At 72.1% G+C, this 22,229-nt stretch carries 23 protein-coding genes; 16 read left to right on the forward strand and 7 right to left on the reverse strand.

What is annotated here, in order from left to right:
• Positions 1–6: 6 nt before the first annotated feature.
• From infB to truB, 5 genes are all read left to right on the forward strand, one after another.
• On the forward strand, positions 7–3,138 hold the full coding sequence (gene infB / locus AB0H64_RS22315; protein WP_357627428.1) for a translation initiation factor IF-2: 3,132 nt from the start codon (positions 7–9) through the stop codon (positions 3,136–3,138).
• A 121-nt stretch (positions 3,139–3,259) separates the two neighbouring features.
• Positions 3,260–3,556, forward strand: a complete 297-nt coding sequence (locus AB0H64_RS22320) for a DUF503 domain-containing protein (RefSeq protein ID WP_357627538.1) — start codon at positions 3,260–3,262, stop codon at positions 3,554–3,556.
• 40 nt (positions 3,557–3,596) lie between these two features.
• Positions 3,597–4,052: a 30S ribosome-binding factor RbfA gene (rbfA, locus tag AB0H64_RS22325; protein WP_357627431.1), complete on the forward strand. Its 456-nt coding sequence runs from the start codon at positions 3,597–3,599 to the stop codon at positions 4,050–4,052.
• Positions 4,049–5,182, forward strand: a complete 1,134-nt coding sequence (locus AB0H64_RS22330) for a bifunctional oligoribonuclease/PAP phosphatase NrnA (protein WP_357627433.1) — start codon at positions 4,049–4,051, stop codon at positions 5,180–5,182. Before rbfA ends, AB0H64_RS22330 begins: the two co-directional genes overlap by 4 nt.
• Positions 5,183–6,055, forward strand: a complete 873-nt coding sequence (gene truB / locus AB0H64_RS22335; protein ID WP_357627435.1) for a tRNA pseudouridine(55) synthase TruB — start codon at positions 5,183–5,185, stop codon at positions 6,053–6,055.
• 16 nt (positions 6,056–6,071) lie between these two features.
• Here truB and AB0H64_RS22340 read toward each other — a convergent pair whose 3' ends face one another.
• The 3 genes from AB0H64_RS22340 to AB0H64_RS22350 all read right to left on the reverse strand — a co-directional run bounded on the left by AB0H64_RS22340 (position 6,072) and on the right by AB0H64_RS22350 (position 8,607).
• Complete coding sequence (locus AB0H64_RS22340) at positions 6,072–6,827, reverse strand: fibronectin type III domain-containing protein (RefSeq protein WP_357627438.1); 756 nt, start codon at positions 6,825–6,827, stop codon at positions 6,072–6,074.
• Between the two features lie 13 nt (positions 6,828–6,840).
• A complete protein-coding gene (locus AB0H64_RS22345; RefSeq protein ID WP_357627441.1) occupies positions 6,841–7,434 on the reverse strand; it encodes a hypothetical protein in 594 nt (197 codons plus the stop codon).
• A 114-nt stretch (positions 7,435–7,548) separates the two neighbouring features.
• Positions 7,549–8,607 carry an SAM-dependent methyltransferase gene (locus AB0H64_RS22350; RefSeq protein ID WP_357627444.1) on the reverse strand — a complete coding sequence of 353 codons (1,059 nt, stop codon included), beginning with the start codon at positions 8,605–8,607 and terminating at the stop codon, positions 7,549–7,551.
• 119 nt (positions 8,608–8,726) lie between these two features.
• Between AB0H64_RS22350 and AB0H64_RS22355 the strand changes: the two genes are divergently transcribed.
• The 6 genes from AB0H64_RS22355 to AB0H64_RS22380 all read left to right on the forward strand — a co-directional run bounded on the left by AB0H64_RS22355 (position 8,727) and on the right by AB0H64_RS22380 (position 15,499).
• Positions 8,727–9,641, forward strand: a complete 915-nt coding sequence (locus tag AB0H64_RS22355) for a bifunctional riboflavin kinase/FAD synthetase (RefSeq protein ID WP_357627447.1) — start codon at positions 8,727–8,729, stop codon at positions 9,639–9,641.
• Between the two features lie 222 nt (positions 9,642–9,863).
• Positions 9,864–10,133: a 30S ribosomal protein S15 gene (rpsO, locus tag AB0H64_RS22360; RefSeq protein ID WP_357627450.1), complete on the forward strand. Its 270-nt coding sequence runs from the start codon at positions 9,864–9,866 to the stop codon at positions 10,131–10,133.
• 283 nt (positions 10,134–10,416) lie between these two features.
• A complete protein-coding gene (locus AB0H64_RS22365; protein ID WP_357627453.1) occupies positions 10,417–12,744 on the forward strand; it encodes a polyribonucleotide nucleotidyltransferase in 2,328 nt (775 codons plus the stop codon).
• A complete protein-coding gene (locus tag AB0H64_RS22370; RefSeq protein WP_357627455.1) occupies positions 12,741–14,054 on the forward strand; it encodes a pitrilysin family protein in 1,314 nt (437 codons plus the stop codon). Before AB0H64_RS22365 ends, AB0H64_RS22370 begins: the two co-directional genes overlap by 4 nt.
• 63 nt (positions 14,055–14,117) lie before the next feature.
• Positions 14,118–14,855, forward strand: a complete 738-nt coding sequence (dapB, locus tag AB0H64_RS22375; RefSeq protein WP_357627458.1) for a 4-hydroxy-tetrahydrodipicolinate reductase — start codon at positions 14,118–14,120, stop codon at positions 14,853–14,855.
• 158 nt (positions 14,856–15,013) lie between these two features.
• Positions 15,014–15,499 carry a GNAT family N-acetyltransferase gene (locus AB0H64_RS22380; protein WP_357627461.1) on the forward strand — a complete coding sequence of 162 codons (486 nt, stop codon included), beginning with the start codon at positions 15,014–15,016 and terminating at the stop codon, positions 15,497–15,499.
• 10 nt (positions 15,500–15,509) lie between these two features.
• On the opposite strand, the gene AB0H64_RS22385 is transcribed toward AB0H64_RS22380, so the two are convergent.
• The 3 genes from AB0H64_RS22385 to AB0H64_RS22395 are packed head-to-tail and all read right to left on the reverse strand — an operon-like array spanning position 15,510 to position 17,569.
• Positions 15,510–16,385 (reverse strand): 1,4-dihydroxy-2-naphthoate polyprenyltransferase, encoded by an 876-nt coding sequence (locus tag AB0H64_RS22385; RefSeq protein ID WP_357627463.1) that lies wholly within the window; start codon positions 16,383–16,385, stop codon positions 15,510–15,512.
• Between the two features lie 12 nt (positions 16,386–16,397).
• Entirely contained in the window at positions 16,398–17,006 is a 609-nt protein-coding gene (locus AB0H64_RS22390) for a GNAT family N-acetyltransferase (protein WP_175594322.1), read from the reverse strand.
• Between the two features lie 44 nt (positions 17,007–17,050).
• Complete coding sequence (locus tag AB0H64_RS22395) at positions 17,051–17,569, reverse strand: CGNR zinc finger domain-containing protein (RefSeq protein WP_357627465.1); 519 nt, start codon at positions 17,567–17,569, stop codon at positions 17,051–17,053.
• 23 nt (positions 17,570–17,592) lie between these two features.
• On the opposite strand from AB0H64_RS22395, the gene AB0H64_RS22400 reads away from it, so the two are divergent.
• On the forward strand, positions 17,593–17,904 hold the full coding sequence (locus AB0H64_RS22400; RefSeq protein WP_357627467.1) for an antibiotic biosynthesis monooxygenase: 312 nt from the start codon (positions 17,593–17,595) through the stop codon (positions 17,902–17,904).
• On the opposite strand, the gene AB0H64_RS22405 is transcribed toward AB0H64_RS22400, so the two are convergent.
• Entirely contained in the window at positions 17,899–19,296 is a 1,398-nt protein-coding gene (locus AB0H64_RS22405) for a PLP-dependent aminotransferase family protein (RefSeq protein WP_357627470.1), read from the reverse strand. The genes AB0H64_RS22400 and AB0H64_RS22405 overlap by 6 nt on opposite strands.
• Here AB0H64_RS22405 and AB0H64_RS22410 point away from each other — a divergent pair.
• The 4 genes from AB0H64_RS22410 (at position 19,295) to AB0H64_RS22425 (ending at position 22,131) form a co-directional block, all read left to right on the forward strand.
• The gene (locus AB0H64_RS22410) at positions 19,295–20,218 is read left to right on the forward strand and encodes a DMT family transporter (RefSeq protein WP_357627473.1); all 924 of its coding nucleotides are present in this window, start codon (positions 19,295–19,297) and stop codon (positions 20,216–20,218) included. The two genes, AB0H64_RS22405 and AB0H64_RS22410, sit on opposite strands and share 2 nt — an antisense overlap.
• A 74-nt stretch (positions 20,219–20,292) precedes the next feature.
• Positions 20,293–21,315, forward strand: coding sequence for a hypothetical protein (locus tag AB0H64_RS22415; protein WP_357627476.1), 1,023 nt, complete (start codon positions 20,293–20,295; stop codon positions 21,313–21,315).
• Positions 21,316–21,343: 28 nt separating this feature from the next.
• Entirely contained in the window at positions 21,344–21,763 is a 420-nt protein-coding gene (locus AB0H64_RS22420; RefSeq protein WP_357627479.1) for an ASCH domain-containing protein, read from the forward strand.
• Positions 21,764–21,798: 35 nt separating this feature from the next.
• On the forward strand, positions 21,799–22,131 hold the full coding sequence (locus AB0H64_RS22425) for a metalloregulator ArsR/SmtB family transcription factor (RefSeq protein ID WP_357627482.1): 333 nt from the start codon (positions 21,799–21,801) through the stop codon (positions 22,129–22,131).
• Positions 22,132–22,229: the final 98 nt, after the last annotated feature.

Below are 22,229 nucleotides of genomic sequence, written 5' to 3' on the forward strand. Positions count from 1 at the left end.
AGTGCAGTGGCGAAGGTCCGGGTATACGAGCTCGCTAAGGAGTTCGGAGTCGAGAGCAAGGTCGTCATGGCCAAGCTCCAGGAGATGGGGGAGTTCGTCCGTTCGGCGTCCTCCACCATAGAGGCGCCGGTCGTCCGGCGGCTCACCGAAGCTTTGGGCGTATCCAAGCCCTCCAGGGGCGGCGGATCGTCGTCCAGGCCGCAGCCGCCCAGGGCTGCCCCCCGGCCGGCCGAGAGCCAGGCCGGCAACGGCGCCGCCGAGGCGCCGGCCCCCACGGCCCCGCGTCCGGGTCCGGGCCCCAAGCCTGGTCCGCGTCCGGGCCCTGCGGGTCCCTCGGCCCCGCCGGCCCCCGCGAGTCCGGCGGCCCCCGCGGGCGGCACGCCTCGCCCGCCGGTAGCCATGCCCCACGAGCAGCAGCAGCGCCAGCCCGAGGCTGCGCGCGGCGAGACGTCGGGCGCACCGCAGGCGCGCTTCGAGTCCGGATCGGGCACGCGCCCGACGCCGGGTCCCCGTCCGGGCCCCGCGGCTCGTCCCGGCCCCAAGCCGGGCCCCGCGCCCCGTCCGGGTGCCTCCGGTGGCGGCGCCCCCGGCGGCGCTCCGCGTCCCGGCGCCCCGGCCGGCTCCCCCGGTGGCGGTCCGCGCCCCGGCCCCGGTCCCAAGCCGGGCCCGCGCGGTCCCCGTCCGGGCAACAACCCGTTCTCGTCGAACGCCAGCGGCATGGGTCAGTCCCGTCCGCCGCGTCCGGGCGGCCAGCGTGACGGCGGCGGTCCCGGTCAGCGTGAGCGTCGTGACGGTCCGCCGCGCGACGGAGCGATGCCGCGTCCGCCGCAGAGCCGCGAGGGTGGCAGGCCGGCGCCCGGCGGCCCGCGTCCGGGTCCGCCCGGAGCGGCGGGTCCGCGTCCCGGCCCCGGTGCGGGCGGTCCGCGTCCTGGTGGCCCGCGTCCCAACCCGATGATGATGCCGCAGGGCCGGCCCGCCGGTCCCGGTGGTGGCGGCGGCGGTGGCCGTCCGGGTGGCGGCCCCGGTGGCCGTCCCGGTGGCGGCGGTGGCCGTCCCGGCGGCGGTGGCGGCGGTCGTCCGGGTGGCGGCGGCGGTTTCGCCGGCCGTCCGGGTGGCGGCGGTGGCCGTCCCGGCACCAGCACGGGTGCTCCCGGCGGCGGTGGCGGCTTCGCCGGCCGTCCCGGTGGCGGTGGCCGCGGTCGCGGTGGCGGCACGGCCGGCGCCTTCGGGCGTCCCGGTGGCCGTCCGGCGCGCGGTCGCAAGTCCAAGCGTCAGAGGCGCCAGGAGTTCGACAACATGTCGGCGCCGGCGATCGGCGGCGTGCAGGTCGCTCGCGGCAACGGCGCGACGATCCGCCTTCCGCGCGGCGCGTCGCTGTCCGACTTCGCCGACCGCATCGGCGCGAACCCCGCCTCGCTCGTGCAGATCATGCTGCACCTCGGCGAGATGGTGACCGCGACGCAGTCGGTCAACGAGGACACCCTGCAGGCGCTCGGCGTCGAGCTGGACTACAACATCCAGATCGTCAGCCCGGAGGAGGAGGACCGCGAGCTTCTCGAGGCCTTCGACATCGAGTTCGGCGAGGACGACGGTGACGAGGCCGACCTGGCCGCGCGTCCGCCGGTCGTGACCGTCATGGGTCACGTCGACCACGGTAAGACCAAGCTGCTCGACGCCATCCGCAAGACCAACGTGGTGGCGCGCGAGGCCGGTGGCATCACCCAGCACATCGGTGCCTACCAGGTCGCCACCGAGCACGAGGGCGAAGAGCGCAAGATCACCTTCATCGACACCCCGGGTCACGAGGCGTTCACCGCCATGCGTGCCCGAGGCGCGAAGTCCACGGACATCGCGGTGCTGGTGGTCGCGGCCGACGACGGCGTGAAGCCGCAGACGATCGAGGCGCTCAACCACGCCCAGGCGGCCGACGTGCCGATCGTGGTCGCGGTCAACAAGGTGGACAAGGAGGGCGCCGACCCCAACAAGGTCAGGGCCCAGCTCACCGAGTACGGCCTGGTCGCGGAGGAGTACGGAGGCTCGACCCTCTTCGTCGACATCTCGGCGAAGAACGGCACCGGCATCGACGAGCTCCTCGAGGCGATCATCCTGACCGCCGACGCCGAGCTCGACCTGCGGGCCAACCCGACCATGGACGCCCAGGGCATCGCGATCGAGGCGCACCTCGACAAGGGCCGCGGCCCTGTCGCGACCGTCCTCGTCCAGCGCGGCACGCTCCGCGTCGGCGACTCCATCGTCTGTGGCGAGGCCTTCGGCCGCGTCCGGGCGATGCTCGACGACAACGGCGAGCCGGTCGAGGAGGCCCTGCCGTCCCGTCCCGTCCTGGTGATGGGCCTGACGGCCGTGCCGAGCGCCGGTGACAACTTCATCGTCGTCACCGACGACCGCATGGCCCGCCAGATCGCCCAGCAGCGCGCGGCGCGCAAGCGCAGCGCCGACATGGCGAAGTCGAGCCGTCGCCGCACCCTCGAGGAGCTGTTCAGCGACCTCGAGAAGGGCCGCGTCGACGAGCTCAAGCTCATCATCAAGGGTGACGTGTCCGGCTCGGTGGAGGCCCTGGAAGACGCCCTGCTCAAGATCGACGTCGGCGACGAGGTCAGGCTCCGTGTCCTGCACCGCGCCGTCGGCGCCATCACCGAGTACGACGTCAACCTGGCCGTCGCCGACGACAACGCGGTCATCATCGGCTTCAACGTCCGGCCTGAGCCCCGGGCGCGCGACCTGGCCGAGCGCGAGGGCGTCGACATCCGCTACTACTCGGTCATCTACCAGGCGATCGAGGAGATCGAGGCGGCGCTCAAGGGCATGCTCAAGCCCGAGTTCGAAGAGGTCCAGATGGGCACGGCGGAGGTCCGCGAGGTCTTCAAGGTGCCGAGGATCGGCAACGTCGCCGGTTCGCTGGTCCGCTCCGGCCTGATCGTCCGCAACAGCAAGGCCAGGATCATCCGCGACGGCGTCGTCATCGCGGACAACCTGACCGTCTCGTCGCTGCGTCGCTTCAAGGATGACGCGACCGAGGTCCGCGAGGGCTTCGAGTGCGGTATCGGTGTCGGCTACAACGACATCCGGATCGACGACGTGATCGAGACGTTCGAGATGCGGGAGAAGCCGCGCGCGTAAGCACGCGGCCGGGCGCTCGGCGGACCATCCGCCGAGCGCCTCTCGCACGCCCGGGCCTGGTCCCCACCGCAGCGGGCCCGGCGTGCGTCTCACTCACCAGGACAAGCGGTGGCAACCAACGATGTATGTGGGTGCTCTTACCCTGGACATCCTGCTCGGCGACGTCCACTCGCTGAAGCAGAAGCGCTCCGTCGTGCGTCCCCTGGTCGCGGAGGTGCAGCGGCGCTTTCCCGCCGTGGCCGTGGCGGAGACCGGCCATCTCGACCTGCATCGCCGGGCGGAGGTCGCCATCGCGGTGGTGTCCGCCTCGGCGGCCAACTGCAAGGAAGTGATGGACGCCTGTGAGCGACTGGTGGCGTTCCGGCCGGAGATCGAGCTGCTGTCGGCCAGGCAGCGGCTCTACAACGACGAAGACTGAACGACTGCACGACAGGCGTCGTGCGTGAGGGGGAGCGAACATGGTGGACGCAGCGCGAGCGCGCAAGCTCGCCGACCGCATCCAGCAGATCGTCGCCGAGATGCTGGAGCGGCGGATCAAGGACCCGCGCCTCGGCTTCGTCACCGTGACCGACACGCGCATCACCGCTGACCTGCGCGAGGCCACGGTCTTCTACACGGTGTTCGGCTCCGACGCCGAGCGCGCCGACAGCGCCGCCGCCCTGGAGAGCGCCAAGGGTGTCATCCGGTCGGAGGTGGGCCGGCAGACGGGTGTGCGGTTCACCCCGACGTTGACGTTCAAGCACGACCCGCTGCCCGACAGCGCGCGGCAGCTCGACACCCTCATCAACGCGGCACGGGCGAAGGACGCCGAGGTGGCGCGCAAGGCCGAGGGGGCCGCCTACGCGGGCGAGGCCGACCCCTACAAGAAGGCCGACGAGGAGGAGGACGACCAGGCGGGACACCCGGCGCCGTGACGCCCGACGTCCACGCCCGCACGGCGCCTCCCGACCGCACGGCGCCTCCCGACCGCACGGCGCCTCCCGACCACACGGCTCCTCCGGGCCGCGCGGTCACCCCGCCGGAGGCCGGCGCCACGGGAGACCGCGGCGTGACGGGCCAGGACCCGTCGGGCGCCGGCGTCCCCGAGGCGGCGTGGGAGCGGGCGGTCGAGCTCATCTCCCGCGCCGACGAGATCGCCCTGGCCTGTCACGTGTCGCCCGACGGCGACGCGCTCGGCTCGATGCTGGCCACCGGCTTCGTACTGCGCTCGCTGGGCAAGCGGGTCGTCGCGTCGTTCGGCGACCGGCGGTTCGCGGTGCCGCGCCTGCTCGGGTTCCTGCCGGGCCAGGACATGCTGAGCCCGCCCGAGGACTACCCGGCCGCGCCCGAGCTGATGATCACCTTCGACTCGGCGTCGTCCGACCGGCTGGGCCTGCTCGGCGCGAACGCCGCCGCCGCCCGCGAGCTCATCGTGGTGGACCACCACCCGTCGGGCTCCGGGTTCGGCACGCTCGGCCTCATCTCCCCGAAGGCGGCCGCCACGGCCATGCTCGCCGAGCAGCTCATCTACCGCCTCGGCGGCACCCTGGACCGCGACATCGCGACGTGCCTGTACGCGGGGCTGGTGACCGATACCGGGTCCTTCCGGCACTCCTCGACCTCTCCCGCGGCCCACGAGATGGCCGCGCGCCTGGTCGCCACCGGGCTGCGCACCGACGAGATCGCCCGGGAGCTGTGGGACCGCTCGCCGTTCGGCTACCTCAAGGTGCTCGCCGCCGCGCTCGACCGGGTGACGTTGGAGGACGGGCTGGTGTGGACGTACGTGACGCGGGTCGACCGGGCCGCGTACGGCCTGCCGTACAGCGAGCTCGAAGGCGTCATCGACATCGTGCGCCGGGCCGACGAGGCCGAGGTGGCGGTGGTGTGCAAGGAGGACGACGACGGCGCCTGGCAGGTGTCCACCCGCTCCAAGGGCGCGGTGGACGTCGCGGCGGTGTGCACGGCGATGGGCGGCGGCGGCCACCACAGCGCCGCCGGGTTCACCTCGCACGACGGCGTCGAGGAGACCATGGCGAGGTTCCGCGAGCTTCTGAGGAAGGTCTGAATGGCCGAGAGTGGCCTGATCATCGTCGACAAGCCCGCCGACTGGACGTCGCACGACGTGGTGGCCAGGATGCGCCGCCTCGCGGGCACGCGCCGGGTCGGCCACGCGGGCACGCTCGACCCGATGGCGACGGGCGTGCTGGTGGTGGGCGTGGAGAAGGCGACCCGGCTGCTCGGCCACCTGGCGCTGACCGAGAAGGTCTACACGGCGACCATGCGGCTCGGCGTGACCACCAACACCGACGACGCCGAGGGCGAGGTCACGGCCACGGCCTCGGCCGCCGCCGTCACCGCGGCGGAGGTCCACAAGGGCGTGGCCGCGCTCACCGGCGCGATCATGCAGATCCCGCCGCAGGTCAGCGCGATCAAGGTGGACGGGCAGCGCGCCTATAAGCGGGCCCGCGCCGGCGAGGAGGTGGAGCTGGCCGCCCGGCCGGTCACCGTGTACGGCTTCGAGGTGCTCGACGTGCGCGCCCACGACGACGTGGTGGACGTGGACGCGGTCGTCACCTGCTCCAGCGGCACCTACATCCGGGCCCTGGCCCGTGACCTGGGCTCGGGCCTCGGCGTCGGCGGCCACCTGACGCGGCTGCGCCGCACCCGGGTCGGCCCGTACGACCTGTCGATGGCCCGCACGCTGGACGAGCTGGCGCAGGAGTGCGTCGTCCTGCCCATCGGCGAGGCGGTCGCGGCGGCCTTCCCCCGGCGCGACGTGACGGCCGAGCAGGCGACGCTGGTCCGGCACGGCGGGCGGCTGCCCGCAGCGGGGCTGGGCGCGGGGCCGATCGGGGTGTTCGGCCCGGACGGCGACCTGCTGGCGCTGGTGGAGGAGCAGGGCCGCACGGCCCGCCCACTGGCGGTCTTCGCCTCCTAGAGGCTCCCGGAGGCTCCTAGGGGTCTCCTCCCGTCGTCCGGTGGACCAGGTTGGACGACGGGCCGTACCTGAACGCGCGCACCCGGTAGGCCGCGCGGCGCTCGTCCGGCAGCGTGATGAGGCCGAAGGCGTTGACGCCCGGGTCGAGGTAGGCCACCACCCGGAAGTCCCGCTGCCCGCGCGGCCGGTCCTCCAGCAGGAAGCCCTCCTCGTCGGTGCTCCTGTCCGTCCAGGTGAAGGCGATGCCGTCGCCGTCGCGCACGGTCGCGGACAGGTTCGACGGGGCGCCGCCCGGCCCGGTGACGGGCCTGGTCGCGGGCGGGCCGCCGGGCCGGGTGGTGGGGGCCGTCCAGGCGATGTTCCGCTGGTCCCGGTCGCCGGCGGGGCGGCCGGGCACGGTGACGTCCACGGCTTCGGAGGCCGGCCCGTAGAGGGGCCGCACCCGGTAGGTGAACGTGGTGCGCGGGATCAGGTCCGGGTGCGTGTACGTGGTGCGCGACGGCGGCAGGAAGCCCAGGATCGTGTACGGGCCTCCGAGGTCGGTGGCGAACTCGACGGCGTACCCGGCGGTGGCCGGGCCCCCTCCGCGCCAGCGCAGCGTGACGTCGGTCGGCGAGTCCAGCGTCGCGGTGAGCCGGACGGCGCCCTCCGCCGACGCCCTCGGGACGACCGGCTGGGCGGGTGCCGAGCATCCGCCCGTCACCAGCGCGAGCGCCACCGCCAGAACCGTGAGGACCGCCGGCGGCACCTGCCGCGGGGACGCTGGGCTCATCGGCTCGTCCGTCCTACTTGCGCCAGAACCTGATGTTGCTCCACACCACCGTCGCCGGCCCTTCGCCGCTCGACGTCCGGTAGGCGCCGAACTTGTCGTAGAAGCTGCCGCTCTCGCTGGAGACGGTGTGCTTGAGCGAGCCGTTGATGTACGTCCGGTGCGTGCTGCCCACCACGTGGACCGTGTTGACCCGGACGGTGGTGCCGACCGTGGCGCCGGTGGCGATCGTGGCGCCGCCGTGCACGGCGTACAGCCGTCCGCCCCGCTCGACCGCGAGCATGAAGTACGGGCCGGTGGTCTTGAACGTCTGTTTCAGGCTGATGCGGCTGCCTTCGAGGCTGGTGATGCGGAAATAGCCCTCGAACTGCCGGGTGCCGCTGGAGTAGGTGGCGTAGCGTCGCTCGGCGCGCTGGTCGCCGCTGTCGTCGTCGCAGGTCAGCCGGAACGTCAGGTCGCTGACGTCGCCGCAGCCGCGCTCCTGGACGTTGAACGACGGGGAGTACTCCGTCCACGGGCCGGACTCGACGGGGTCGGCCATGGCCGGGATGGCGGGCACGACCAGCGCGCTCAGGAGGACGGCGGCCGCGAGGGGGGCGGGAGATCGCATGACTGCTCCTGGTTAGGAAACTTTCCTACCTTCTGTAGTCATGGGAGCATTGGGGCATGCTTGAGTCAAGAGCGCCGCGGGGAAACCGGGAAACGGCAGCGAGAGATCCGATCTCTACGGCTTGCGGGCCACCATGAGGTCGCGCACGATGGCCTGGTCCACCCAGTGCTCGAAGTCGGGCAGCGCCGCCACCTCCAGCCCCGCCGAGGCGAGGATGGCGGCCAGCTCCTCCCGGCCGCCGCCGTAGGTGTTCCACGAGACGCCCAGCGCCCCGCCGGGCCGCAGCAGCTCCGCCCACACCGGCACGGCCTTGGAGATCAGCTCCAGGGGGCTGCGCGACAGCCCCTTGCCGCCGGCCCGCCCGCCGTGGCTGCCGTGCTGCACGCCGTACGGGGCGTCGGTCACGATCACGTCGAACGAGCGGGGCTTGAAGAACTCGCGGCTGCGCAGGGTGTCGGCGTTGACCACGGAGACGTGCTGCACGTCGCCCGCCTTGAACTCGTCCTTCGACAGCGCGAAGGCGACGTTGAGCCGCCGCCCCACCAGTGCCCGCTCGCGGCGCACCGGCACGGTCTCGGCCGTGTGCTTGAGCCGCTTGTTGCGCAGCCACGTCTTGATGAACCCGGTGTAGGCCTCGACGTCCTTGCCGTCCACGTCAAGCCCGTAGGCATCGTAGCCGTACATGAGGGCCTGGTTGAGGGTGGTGCCGCGCCCGCACATCGGATCGAAGACGGACAGCCTGCCGCCGAGCGGGAAGTCGGAGGCCAGCACGGTGACGTTGAGCAGCAGCTTGGTGAAGTGCTCGTTGGTCTTGCCCGCGTACTTCTGGATCGTGAGCAGGTCGCTGCTCAGCCGGTCGAGCGGTCGCATGGCCAGCGGTCGCAGCAGGTCGCCCGCCGTCCCGGACCCCTCCGTCCCGGACCCCTCCATCCTGAACAGGGCGTAGACCGACGAGAGGTTGGACAGCAGCGCGACGTCGTCCTCGTCCAGCGGCTCCGGCGTCTCGAACGTCACGTACGGCAGGCCGCCGATGCTCGTCTCGCCGATGTCCGACACCGCGCCGCGCAGCCCCCGCTCGCTGAAGACGGCCAGCTCGGCCCGGGTCAGCCGGGGAGAGCTCTCGCCGTAGACGCGGTTGTAGGCGGGCAGGATCAGCAGCGCGTATCGAGGCATGGTGCGACCGATGCTACTCCTCTCCATCGCCCCCCTCGATTGGAGCGAACGCCCGGCCGCATGGCAGGCTTGGGGGGACTGATCCGCCACGAGCGAATGGGGCCGGCGTGCAGGGTGGCGTGCAGGGTTCGGAGAGATCCGTGGTCGCCGTCGGCGTCTTCGACGGCGTTCATCGCGGGCACCGGCGGGTGATCGAGCGGGCCGTCGCCGCCGCCCGCGAGCTGGGGGCCCGCTGCGTGGCCGTCACGTTCGAGCCGCACCCCGACGACGTCGTCGTGCCCGGCTCGCGGACGCCCCGGCTGACCACGCCGCGGCGGCGCGCGGAGCTGCTGACCGCGCTGGGCGTGGACGAGGTGTGCGTGCTGGAGTTCACGCTGGAGCTGTCGCGCACGAGCGCCGACGACTTCGCCGAGACCGTGCTGTCCGACCGGCTGCGCGCCGCGACGGTCGTGGTCGGCGAGGACTTCACGTTCGGTCACCGGGCGGCGGGCGACGTCGAGACGCTGCGCGCGCTGGGGGACAAGCACGACTTCACGGTGGAGACCGTCCCGCTGCTCGACGGGGTCTCCAGCGCCGGTGTCCGGGAGCGGCTGGTGGCGGGCGACGTCGAGGGCGCTGCCGCGGAGCTCGGCCGCCCGCACCGGGTCGAGGGCGTGGTGGTGCGCGGCTACCAGCGTGGCCGTCAGCTCGGCTTCCCCACGGCCAACGTCGAGACGCCGCCGCACACGGCCATCCCCGCCGACGGGGTCTACGCCGGATGGATGGAGTGCGTGCCCGTCGCCAACCTGCCGGTCGTCTACCCGGGCGAGCGCTGGCCCGCCGCCATCTCGATCGGCACCAACCCGACGTTCGAGGGCGTGCCGCGCACCGTCGAGGCGTACGCGCTGGACCGCGACGACCTGGAGCTGTACGGCGTGCACGTCGCGGTGGAGTTCGCGGCCCGGCTGCGCGGCAACACCCGCTTCGACTCGATCGAGGCGCTGGTCGAGCAGATCAACGCCGACGTCGCCGCGGTCCGCCGCCTGACCGCCTGACCGCCGTCGCAGCCTGCCTCCTGGGCCGTCTCCGCGCCGCCTTTCGGGGCGCGGCGTCACGCGGAGTACGCGGACACGCCGCACGTGGTGGTACTCTTGCATGTCGGCTCTGTGACGGCGCCGCAGCGCGCTGCCCTGACGGCCTTCGCTGCGGTGACTGTAGGCACGCACGGTCGCTCGCTTTCCTGTTCGCCAGGCGTGCCCGTAGATTGAAGGAGAGCCGTGTCCCTCGACACCGCTGCCAAGAAGACCATCATTTCCGAGTACGCGACGGCCGACGGCGACACCGGGTCGCCCGAGGTGCAGATCGCGCTGCTCAGCAAGCGCATCAGCGAGCTGACCGAGCACCTGAAGACGCACAAGCACGACCACCACAGCCGTCGTGGTCTGCTGCTGCTCGTCGGGCGCCGGCGCCGCCTGCTGAAGTACCTGCAGAAGGTCGACATCGCGCGTTACCGTTCGCTCATCGAGCGGCTCGGCCTGCGGCGATAACATGGTGAGGGAGCGGCGTCCGCGTCGCTCCCTTCTCATATGGCGCAGAAGGCCGGTGTGTCGCCGCTGACGCGGTGGGCATCTGGCATACAACTGAAGATCCGAGACACTACAGCCCCCGCGTCCGCTCAGCACCATGCGACCCGCGACGCCTGCGGGCCGGTCCTCGGTAGTGGCTTCCGGTAATCAAGACCGGGCGCTTCGATCGAAGACCGGCGCTGCACCTAACGAGGGTGCCGGTGAGAAAAGAGGGCGCGGGTGACCGACCAAAAGGAGGTCCCCCGTGGAGGGTGTCCACACTGCCGAAGCCGTTATCGACAACGGCGCGTTCGGCTCGCGCACGATCCGTTTCGAGACCGGTCGTCTGGCGCGTCAGGCGGCGGGTTCGGCCGTCGCGTATCTCGACAGCGACACGATGGTGCTGTCCGCGACCACCGCGTCCCGGCAGCCGAAGGAAAACCTCGACTTCTTCCCGCTCACGGTGGACGTCGAGGAGCGCATGTACGCCGCGGGCCGCATCCCCGGCTCGTTCTTCCGGCGTGAGGGCCGTCCCTCCGAGGACGCCATCCTCACCTGCCGCCTGATCGACCGGCCGCTGCGCCCGTCGTTCGTCAAGGGCCTGCGCAACGAGGTCCAGGTCGTCGCCACCGTCATGGCGCTCAACCCCGACCACCTGTACGACGTGGTCGCGATCAACGCCGCGTCGCTGTCGACGCAGCTCGCCGGCCTGCCGTTCTCCGGCCCGATCGGCGGCGTCCGCGTCGCGCTGATCGATGGCCAGTGGGTGGGCTTCCCGACCCACTCCGAGCTGGAGCGGGCCACCTTCGACATGGTCGTGGCCGGCCGGGTGCTGGCCGACGGCGACGTCGCCATCATGATGGTCGAGGCCGAGTCCACCAAGGACACGCTGAAGCTGGTGGCCGACGGCGCCGTGGCCCCGACCGAGGAGACGGTCGCGCAGGGCCTGGAGGCCGCCAAGCCGTTCATCAAGGTGCTGTGCGAGGCGCAGTCGCGCATCGCGCAGGTCGCCGCGAAGGAGACCGCTGAGTACGCCGTCTTCCTCGACTACCAGGAGGACGTCTACGCAGCGGTCGAGAACGCGGTGAAGACCGAGCTGGCCGCCGCGCTGACCATCGCTCCCAAGCAGGAGCGCGAGGCGGAGCTGGAGAAGGTCAAGGCGCTGGCCGCCGAGAAGCTGCTGCCCGAGTTCGAGGGACGCGAGAAGGAGATCAGCGCCGCGTTCCGCTCGGTGATGAAGAAGCTCATGCGTGAGCGGGTCGTCAACGAGGGCATTCGCATCGACGGCCGTGGCACCAAGGACATCCGCGCCCTGTCGGCCGAGGTCCACGTGGTGCCCCGGGTGCACGGCTCGGCCCTGTTCGAGCGCGGCGAGACCCAGATCATGGGCATCACGACGCTCAACATGCTGCGCATGGAGCAGGTCATCGACACGCTCAACCCTGAGCGGACCAAGCGCTACATGCACAACTACAACTTCCCGCCCTACTCCACCGGTGAGACCGGCCGGGTGGGCTCGCCCAAGCGCCGCGAGATCGGCCATGGCGCGCTGGCCGAGCGGGCGCTGATCCCGGTCCTGCCCACGCGCGAGGAGTTCCCGTACGCGATCCGGCAGGTGTCCGAGGCGCTCGGCTCCAACGGCTCCACCTCGATGGGCTCGGTCTGCGCCTCCACGATGGCGCTGCTCGACGCCGGCGTGCCGCTCAAGGCCATGGTCGCGGGCATCGCGATGGGCCTGATCGGTGAGGGCGACAACTACGTGACGCTGACCGACATCCTCGGCGCCGAGGACGCCATGGGCGACATGGACTTCAAGGTCGCCGGCACCAAGGACGTCATCACCGCCCTGCAGCTCGACACCAAGCTCGACGGCATCCCCGCCAGTGTGCTGGCCGGTGCCCTCAAGCAGGCCAAGGGCGCCCGCCTGGCGATCCTCGACGTGATGCAGGAGGCGATCGACTCCCCGGCGGAGATGAACCCGACCGCGCCGCGCATCATCACGATCAAGGTCCCGGTCGACAAGATCGGCGAGGTCATCGGCCCGAAGGGCAAGATGATCAACCAGATCCAGGACGACTCGGGCGCCGAGATCACCATCGAGGACGACGGCACGATCTACATCGGCGCCACCGACGGCCCGTCCGCCGAGGCGGCCCGTTCGGCGATCAACGCCATCGCCAACCCGCACATGCCGGAGGTGGGCGAGCGCTACCTCGGCACGGTCGTCAAGATCGCCGCGTTCGGCGCGTTCGTCTCGCTCATGCCGGGCAAGGACGGCCTGCTGCACGTCTCGCAGATCCGCAAGCTGCACGGCGGCAAGCGCATCGAGAACGTCGAGGACGTCATGAGCGTCGGCGAGAAGATCCAGGTGGAGATCGCCGAGATCGACCAGCGCGGCAAGCTCTCCCTCGTTCCCGTCGAGGTCATCGAGAAGGAGGCCGCCGAGCAGGAGGGCAAGGCCGAGACCGGGGGCGAGCAGGCCTCGGCGGACGGGGCCCCGGCCGCCGACGACAAGCCCCGTGAGGAGCGGCCCCGCCGCACCCGCACGCGGGTCCGCGCTCCCCGCGACGACGCCGACGACCGTAACTCGTGACCCTCACCACCACGCTGCACCCCGGCCATGAAGGGGCCGGGGTCGTCAGGCGCACCGTTCTCCCAGGTGGACTGCGCGTGGTGACCGAGACCATGCCGACCGTGCGCAGTGTCGCGGTCGGCATGTGGGTCGGCATCGGTTCCCGGGATGAGGCCCCCGAGCACATGGGGGCCACCCATTTCCTTGAGCACCTGCTGTTCAAGGGCACCCCCACGCGTGACGCGATGGAGATCTCGGCCTCCATCGAGGGCATCGGCGGCGAGATCAACGCGTTCACCGCCAAGGAGTACACCTGCTACTACGCGCGGGTCCTCGACGAGGACCTGGCGGTGGCGGTCGACGTGCTCGCCGACGTGGTGACCAGCTCGCTGATCACCGACGACGACGTGGAGTCCGAGCGGGGCGTGATCCTGGAGGAGATCGCCATGCACGACGACGACCCGTCTGACGTCGTGTACGAGCAGTTCGCGGCGGCGCTGTACGGCGACTCGCCGATCGGGCGGCCCATCCTGGGCACGGTCGAGTCGATCAACGCGCTGCCCCGTGAGCGGATCGCCGAGTACTACCACCGCTACTACGAGCCGCGCCGCACGGTCGTCTCGGTCGCCGGCAACGTCCGGCACGAGGACGTCGTCGAGCTGGTCGCGCGGGCGTACGAGCGGGCGGGCGCCCTCGGCGGGCCCCTCGACTGCGACCCGCCGCGCACCACCGGCCCGGGCATCGAGACGCACTCCGGCGTGACGGTGCTCGACCGCCCCACCGAGCAGGCCAACCTGGTGCTCGGCACCACCGGCATGGCCCGCACCGACGACCGCCGCTTCGCGCTCGGCGTGCTCAACGCCGCGCTCGGCGGCGGCATGTCGTCCCGGCTCTTCCAGGAGATCCGGGAGAAGCGCGGCCTGGCCTACTCGGCCTACAGCTACACCTCGGCCTACGCCGACACCGGGCAGTTCGGCATCTACGTCGGCTGCCTCCCGTCCAAGATCGACGATGTGCTGAAGATCTGCCGGGACGAGGTGGCCCGGGTGGTCTCCGAGGGGCTGGACCCCGACGAGATCGTCCGCGGCAAGGGCCAGATGCGCGGCGGGCTCGTCCTCGGCCTGGAGGACACCGGCTCGCGCATGTCGCGGATCGGCAAGAACGAGCTGGTCTACGACGAGCTGCTGTCCGTGGACGAGGTGCTGGCGCGCATCGACGGGGTCACGCCCGACGAGGTCGCCGAGGTGGCCGCCGACGTCCTCACCCGGCCGCTCACGCTCGCCGTGATCGGCCCGTACGGTGACAAGGACTTCTCCGGCGCCATCTCCTGACGCCGGCCGCCCCGCGCGGGTCCTCCTGTGGCCCGCGCGGACCGGCCGTATAGGGTTGACCGTGTGATCAAGGTAGGTGTGCTCGGCGCCCGCGGTCGTGTCGGCGTCGAGGTGTGCAAGGCGGTCGAGGCGGCCTCCGACATGGAGCTGGTGGCCGCGCTCGACAAGGACGACGCCGTCGAGGGCCTGGAAGGCGCCGAGGTGGTGGTCGACTTCACCCATCCCGACGTCGTCATGGGCAACCTGGAGTGGGCGATCGGGCACGGCATCCACCCGGTGGTCGGCACCACCGGCTTCGACGCCGCGCGGCTCGACACCGTACGCGGCTGGCTGGCGGCCTCACCGGGCACCAACGCCCTGATCGCGCCCAACTTCGGGATCGCGGCCGTGCTGATGATGCACTTCGCGCAGCAGGCGGCCCGCCACTTCGAGTCGGTCGAGATCGTCGAGCTGCACCACCCGAACAAGGCCGACGCCCCCTCCGGCACCGCCCGCCGTACCGCGGAGCTGGTGGCCGAGTCGCGGGCCAAGGCCGGGCTCGGCGCCATGCCCGACGCCACCAGCACCGAGCTCGACGGCGCGCGCGGCGCCGACGTGGGCGGCGTCCACGTGCACGCCGTCCGGCTGGCGGGGCTGATCGCGCATCAGGAGGTGCTGCTCGGCGGCGGCGGCGAGATCCTCACCATCCGGCACGACACGATGAGCCGGGCGGCGTTCACCCCGGGCGTGCTGCTCGGCGTGCGCAGGGTTCGGGAGCTGCCCGGCCTGACCGTGGGCCTGGAGCCCCTGCTGGACCTCTGAGGCTCTCGGAGACCCCGGAGAGACACGGCGTGCCCACCGCCTGCGAGCAGGCGAGTGGGCACGGGTGCCGAAGGAGTCCCGGCGCCGCACCGCCGAGCCACACGCTCTGCACACTAATACAGAGGCGCCGTCCCGCCCGAACATGAGACCGTGTCGCCATGGTGCGATGGGCCGAAGCCGGGGAACTGCCCGGCCTGGTGGAGATAGAGCTGGCCGCCGACGCGTTGTTCGAGCAGGTCGGGATCACGTTCCCGCCGGGGACGACGCAGGTCGAGGAGGTCGTGGACCCCTCGTCGGTCCTGGTCGAGGGCGCTCCGCCGGCGGGCTTCGCCCTGGTGGGGCGGGTGGACGGCAACCTGCACCTGGAACAGCTCGCCGTGCGTCCCGAGCGGATGCGGCAGGGGATCGGCGGGCGGCTGGTCGCGGCGGTGCGCGACCACGCGCTGGCGTGCGGCGCTCCCGCGGTGACGCTGACGACGTTCCGGGACGTGCCGTGGAACGCCCCCTGGTACGAACGGCACGGCTTCGGTGTGCTGCCGGAGGCGGCGTGGGGGCCGGAGCTGCGGGCGCTGGTGGAGCACGAGCGCGAGCTGGGCATCGAGGTGGCGCCCCGTGTCGTCATGAGCGCGTCGGTCCGCCGGTGACGGCCAGGGGTCAGAGGCTGACGGCCAGGCCGATCGCGAACAGCAGGCCGTACGCCATCTGGAGCTTGCCCGTCTGCTGGAGCACGCCGATCAGCGCCGGCCCGACCGCGCCGTGCAGCACCGTCTTGACCGGCATGACCGCCAGCGGCGCCGCCAGGACGGCGAGCGGGGCCAGCGGCGCCCACGGGAGCATCGCGACCGCCACCACGAACGGCGCGATCAGGCACACGGCGTACAGCGTGCGCGTGCGCTCGGCGCCCAGCACCACCGCGAGCGTCCGCTTGCCGGCCGGCCCGTCGGTGTTCACGTCCCGCAGGTTGTTGACCACCAGCATCGAGCACGACAGCAGCCCCACCGGGATCGAGGCCAGCAGCGCCGCCCACGAGAGCTGCTCGGTCTGCACGTACGCCGTGCCCATCACCGGCACCAGGCCGAAGAAGACGAACACGGCCGCCTCGCCCAGCGCCCGGTAGCCGTACGGGCTCTTGCCGCCCGTGTAGAACCAGGCGGCGGCGATCGACGCGGCGCCCACGAGCAGGATCCACCACGCCCGGGTGGCGATCACGAGGGTGAGCCCGAGCACCGCCGCCGCGGCGAAGCAGCCGAGCGCGGCGGCCAGCACCTGCGGCGGCGTCGCTGCCCGCGAGCCGACGAGCCGCATGGGGCCCACCCGCTCGTCGTCCGTGCCGCGCACGCCGTCGCTGTAGTCGTTGGCGTAGTTGACGCCGATCTGCAGCAGCAGCGCCACGAGCAGTGCGACGACCGCGCGCCACCAGATCGGCTGTCCCTCGCCGATCGCCACGCCGGTGCCGACCACGACGGGCACGACGGCGTTGGGCAGGGTGCGGGGACGCGCGCCGGCGATCCACTGGCCGGGGGTTGCCATCTCGAAGATCCCTTAGCTGATATCGGTGGTGAGCCTGACCATGCGGATCGGGCGGCCCATGTCGAGCACGCGCTCGGCCATGTCCTCGCCCCAGCCGGCCGACTCCAGGAAGCCCAGCACCGCGTAGTTGTCGGCGAACACCCAGGTGGCGATCTGCCGGTAGCCGTCCTGGCGCAGGTGGTCGACCGTCGCGTTGAGCAGGCGGCTGCCGTGGCCGCGCCGGACGAAGTCCGGGTCCACCAGCAGCGTCAGCATCTCGGCCACCTCGGTGGGGTCGAGGTCGGGGTCCTCGGCCGGCGCGTGCGAGGCCAGGCCCACCACGCGCTCACCGCCTCGCGGGGTGGCGGGGACGCCGCTGCCGCCCACGCCCAGCGCGGGGAACCCCTCGGTGTCGAGGATGGTCTCCACCGCGACCAGCACCCGGTGCCTCGACGTGGGCGGGGCGACGATCGCCTCGTCCCACTGGCGCAGCCACATCTTCTCGGCCGCCGGGCCGGTCATCTGCTCCAAAGGGCCCTCGGGCAGGAAATCCCGATAGCCGTAGCGCCAGGCGCGGATCTGAACATTCGCCACCTGGAGCACATCCTCGCGCCGGGCCGCCCGGACGCCTACGTCTGCCATCTCGGCCCGCTCCTTCGCCTGCCGTTCGTGCCACAAGGCACGAGTTACACCGTATCGGTGTTTGAGGCTTGGAGACGACGCGAACCCTGCTTCCTCGCCCGGTAGGCGCGCGTTTTGGTGCGGTTGCCGCAGACCCGCATGGAGCACCACGACCGAGATCGATTTTTCGAGAAGTCGATGAACGCCCACTCGCAGGTGATCTCCGCGCACACCTTGAGCCGGTCCCAGGAGGCGTCGGTGACCGCGGCGGCGATCATGGCCAGCGCGCCCGGGATGCCGGTCTCGACCGCCACCAGCCGGGGCCTCGGGTCGATCGCCAGCCGGAGCGGCAGGAGGGGTAACCCGCCGCTGCCGTCGTTCCCCCGGCGGAGTGCGGCGCGCAGCCCCTCGCGCAGGGCCAGCGCGGTGGTCAGGTCGTCGTCGGTGGCCCGGTCGAGCGGGCCGGCCAGGCCGCGCTCGCGCAGCCACAGCGCCAGCTCCGCCGGGGAGGCCAGCTCGTCCGCGCCGGACTCCACGTCCAACGTGTTCACGAAGTCGCGCACGAGCTCCGCGGGTGCCGACATGCCACCACTGTACGGTGGTCCCTATGATCGTTCGCACCTGGCGGGGATGGACCAGAGCCCATGACGCCTCGGCCTACGAGGACTACCTGATGGGCACCGGGTTCCCCGGCTACACCACGACACCGGGCAACCGGGGGGCGTACTTCACCCGGCGCGACGACGGCGACCGCACCGAGTTCTTCCTGATCTCGCTGTGGGAGTCGTGGGAGGCGGTCAGGGCGTTCGCCGGCGACGCGCCGGAGACGGCGGTCTTCTACCCGGAGGACGACAGGTACCTGGTGGACCGGGAGCTGACGGTCGAGCACTACGAGGTCTTCGCCGGCACGCCCTCATGACACGCGGTGGAGGGAGTCGGCCAGCCGCCGTACCCCCTCCGCCAGCTCGGCCAGGTGCGTCGCCGCGATGTGCGTGACCCGCACGCGCGGCCCCGGCGGCTCCGACGGGTAGTACATCCGCCCCGGGCTCACCAGCACGCCGTTGCGCTTGGCCGCCTCGACCAGGGCCGTCTCGTCCACCTCGGGCGGCAGCCGCAGCCACAGGTGCATGCCGCCCCTCGGCAGCAGGTACGGCTCCGCCTCCGGCATGCGCCGGGCCAGCTCGGCCGCCAGCGCGTCACGGCGCGTCGCGATCTCGGCGTGCAGCGCCGACAGGTGCCGTCCCCACGCCCCCGAGCCGAGGAACTCGACCGCCGTCTCCTGCAACGGCCGCGCCACGAAGAACGACTCCACGAGCTGGCTCGCCCGCAGCCGGTGCGCCGCCGGCCCGCGCGCGATCACGGCCGCCACCCGCATGCTCGGCGACAGCGCCTTGGTGAGCGAGGCGATGTAGACGACGACGCCGTGCTCGTCCATGGAGACCATCGGCGGTGGCGCCTCGTCGGTCAGGTAGCGGGCGAAGTCGTCCTCGACCACGAACGCGCCCGCCGCCCGCGCCACCTGCAGCACCTGCTCGCGGCGCTCGCGCGGTGACGTGGCGCCCGTGGGGTTGTGCAGCGTCGGCTGGGTGAAGAACACCCGCGCTCCGGTCACGGCGAACGCCTCGGCCAGCAGGTCGGGCCGTACGCCGTCGCGGTCCATCGGCACGGCGGTCGGCCGCAGCCCCGCGGCCCTGGCCGCCGCCAGGGCGCCCGGGTAGGTCGGCGTCTCCACCAGCACCGGCGTGCCGGGGGCGGCCAGCGCCCGGAACGCGTGCGTCAGGGCCGCCTGGCCACCGCTCACGATCAGCGCGTCGGCGGCCGTCACGTCGCCGCCCGCCTCGGCCGCGAACCAGCGGCGCAGCTCGGCCAGCCCGTTCAGCGGCGGCATCGCCCACGCGTCCGGCCGGCGCACCGCCCGCGCCGCCGCGGCCGCGAGCTGCCGGTCCGGCCGCAGCCCCGGGTTCGGGTAGCCGCCGGTGAGCGGCACCACGCCCTCGGGCGGGCCGCTCAGCAGGGCCACCACGGCCGACTCGTCCACCACCCGGTCGCCCAGCGCGACCGTCTGCCACGACAGGTCCGGCGCGGCGGCGGGCCGCTCGGTGCGGTGCGCCACGAACGCGCCGCTGCCCGGCCGCGTGACCACCACGCCCTCGGCGGCGAGCCGGCCCAGGGCCCTGGACACGGTCACCGGGCTCACGTTGTGCCGCCGCATGACCTCGCGGCTGGAGGGCAGCCGGTCGCCGGGCCGGAGCCGACCGGCCTCCTCGCGCAGTATCGCGGCGATCTGGGCGATACTGCTATCGTTGTCCATGAAAGAGCAGAATAGCGCTATCGTCGCGGACGGGATAGCGGTCCGCCCGCCCCAGGTCACGCGGCAGGGCGGGACCGGGCTCGCCTTCCTCGGCGTGCTGGCCTTCTCGGGCTCGATGCCGGCCACCGTGTTCGCGATGCGGGGCTTCGACCCCTGGCTCGTCGCCGTCGGCCGGGCCGTCGTGGCCGCCGTCATCGCGCTCCTCTGCCTCCGGGTCGCCCGGCTCCCGCTCCTGCCGCCCCGGCGCCAGTGGGGCTCGTACGCGCTGGTCTCGCTCGGCGTCGTGTTCGGCTTCCCGGTCTTCAGCGGCCTGGCGCTGCACCTCGGGGCGACGACCGCCCACTCTGCCGTCGTGATCGGCCTCCTCCCCGCCGCCACCGCCGCCTGCGCCGTGCTGCGCGCCGGAGAGCGCCCCCGGCCGCTGTTCTGGGTCGCCTGCGCGGCCGGCGCGCTCGCGATCACCGCGTTCACGCTCACCCGCTCCGGCGTGACGGGCACGTGGGCCGACCTGCTGCTCGTCGGCGCGCTCCTGTCGGCGGCCGTCGGCTACACCGAGGGCGGCCGGCTCGCCCGCGACACGCCCGGCTGGCAGGTCATCTCATACGCGCTCGTCCTGTCCCTCCCGTTCACCGCGCCGGTGACCGCTGTGCTGGCCGTGACGACGCCGGTCCATCCGTCGGCCGAGGCGCTCGCCGGCTTCGCGTACGTGGCGGTGGTGTCGATGTTCGTCGGCTTCATCCCCTGGTACGCCGGCCTGGCCAGGGGCGGGATCGCCCGCGCGGGCCAGACGCAGCTCACGCAGCCGGTGCTCACGCTGGTGTGGGCGTGGTTCCTGCTGGGGGAGCGGTTCGGGGCGGCGACGGTGGCGGGGGCGCTGGCCGTACTGGCGTGTGTGGCGATCACCCAGCGCACCCGTGCGTGAACCCGCCGCGTCGTGCGGCTCAGACGCTTGCCAGGCATGACGGCTCCGCGCAGGATGGGGGGTGGAGGTGTCACATGGCGGACCTCACGATCCCGGAGGGCGGCTTCTGGCCTGCCCCGGAGATCCCGCAGCCGAACATTTACCCCATGGAGTGGCGGGTCGAGACGGCCAAGCTCGCGGCCATCTACGAGAAGTCCAAGCGCTCGGTCTGGAACCCCGCCGACCTGCCCTGGGACGGCCTCGACCCGGCCGACTTCACCCGCGAGCAGCGGCTCGGCATCATGTACTGGTTCGCCGTGCTGGCGAACTTCGACGCCTCGGGGCCGGCGGTCTTCGCCCGGGCCACCATCCAGGCGTTCGAGAAGCACGAGGAGGACCCGGTCCGCAAGTGCTTCTTCTCCATCACCCGCGACGAGATGAACCACGAGGAGTGCTGCCAGCGCGCGATCGCCAAGCTCTGGCCCGGCGGCCCCCTCGACTGGACCCCGTCCGACGACCTGGAGCGGGCGGCGCACAACAACATCGGCTGGCTGTACCACAACGGCGGCCGCTACTGGAACGGCTACAACACCGCCGTCGGCAAGTACAGCCTGCCCGTGCTGTTCACCAGCTTCATGATGGGGGAGATGGCCGCGTCCACCCTGTTCAGGGGGATGGCGTCGGGCACCACGCACCCGGTGTTCGGGGAGATGTTCCACCGCATCGGCCGCGACGAGTCCCGGCACCTCCAGATCTGCATGACCATCCTGGAGAACGAGTGGCCGGGCCTCACCGACGACACCCGCGTCCTCATCACCCGCCAGCTCCGGGCCGGGTTCGTGTTCCTGTCCATGATCCTCTGGGAGCCGCCCGGGGGCTTCTGGGAGCTGCCGCCGTACTTCCTGGCCAACCACCGCGTCCTCATGGACCACGCCCGCGACGCGGGGCTCGGGGTGCTGTCGTACGAGGACCAGGCGGAGAACTGGCGGGTGGCCATGGCCCGCGTCCGCGCCATCGTCGAGCGCTGGGGCATCGACTTCCCCGCCATCCCGGAGCTCGACCTCGAAGGCGTGCCGGTGGACTTCATCGACCCGGAGGACATCATCCCGGTGTTCTGAGGTGTGGTTGAGCGATACGATCCGCCGTATGTGGGGACGGATGGACGGCCTGCGGGTCATCGAGCTCGGCAGCCCCGGCGAGATGCGCAGGCGCCTGACGGAGCTCACCCTGGCCGGTGTGAAGACGGCCACGGCCGGCCTGCTGAAGCTCGACTACCACGCGGAGGGCGAGCCGCTGGAGCAGGTCGGCGAGCGCCTGGCGCTGGTGGACGACTCGGGCGCGAAGGCGGCGGAGCTGGAGGTCGTGGATGTCCGGCTGGTGCCGTTCGGCGAGGTCACCTGGGACTTCGCCGAGGCGGAGGGTGAGGGCTTCCGTTCGGTCGACCACTGGCGCGAGGCTCATCGGCGGTACTGGGCCGGCGAGGGCCACGAGGTGGACGACTCGTCCACGGTGGTCTGCGTGCACTACCGCGTGGCGGGGCCCTCACATCCCTTCATATCGGATTAGTCCGAAACGTTCGTAGCGCCCTATATCCTGGGCCTATGACGGAGGCTGCGGTACCACCGGATCCCGACGTGGTCCGCGCGTTGCGGGCACTGTCGAACCCGATGCGCCTGCAGCTACTGTCGTGGCTGCGTGAGCCGGAGCGCCACTTCCCGCCCGAACAGGCGATCGCCGACCCGGCCGAGGTCGGGGTGTGCGTGAGCCACATCCAGGCCAAGGCGGGACTGGCCCAGTCGACGGTGTCGGCGTACATGGCGGAACTGGAGCGGGCCGGCCTGGTCCGGTCCACCCGCGTGGGCAAGTGGACCCACTACAAGCGCGACGAGCAGCGCATCGCCCAGCTCGTCACCGTCCTCGGAGAGACCCTCTAGGGGTTCACGACCCTTCTTCCGTCGCCCGAGTTGCCAGTCATATCGAGATTCTGCGATAGTCCGATATGTTGGTAAATGTGACACGTGGACAAGGAGGC

The sequence above is a fragment of the Nonomuraea sp. NPDC050733 genome, assembly GCF_040654215.1.
In the GTDB taxonomy this organism is placed as follows: Bacteria; Actinomycetota; Actinomycetes; order Streptosporangiales; family Streptosporangiaceae; genus Nonomuraea.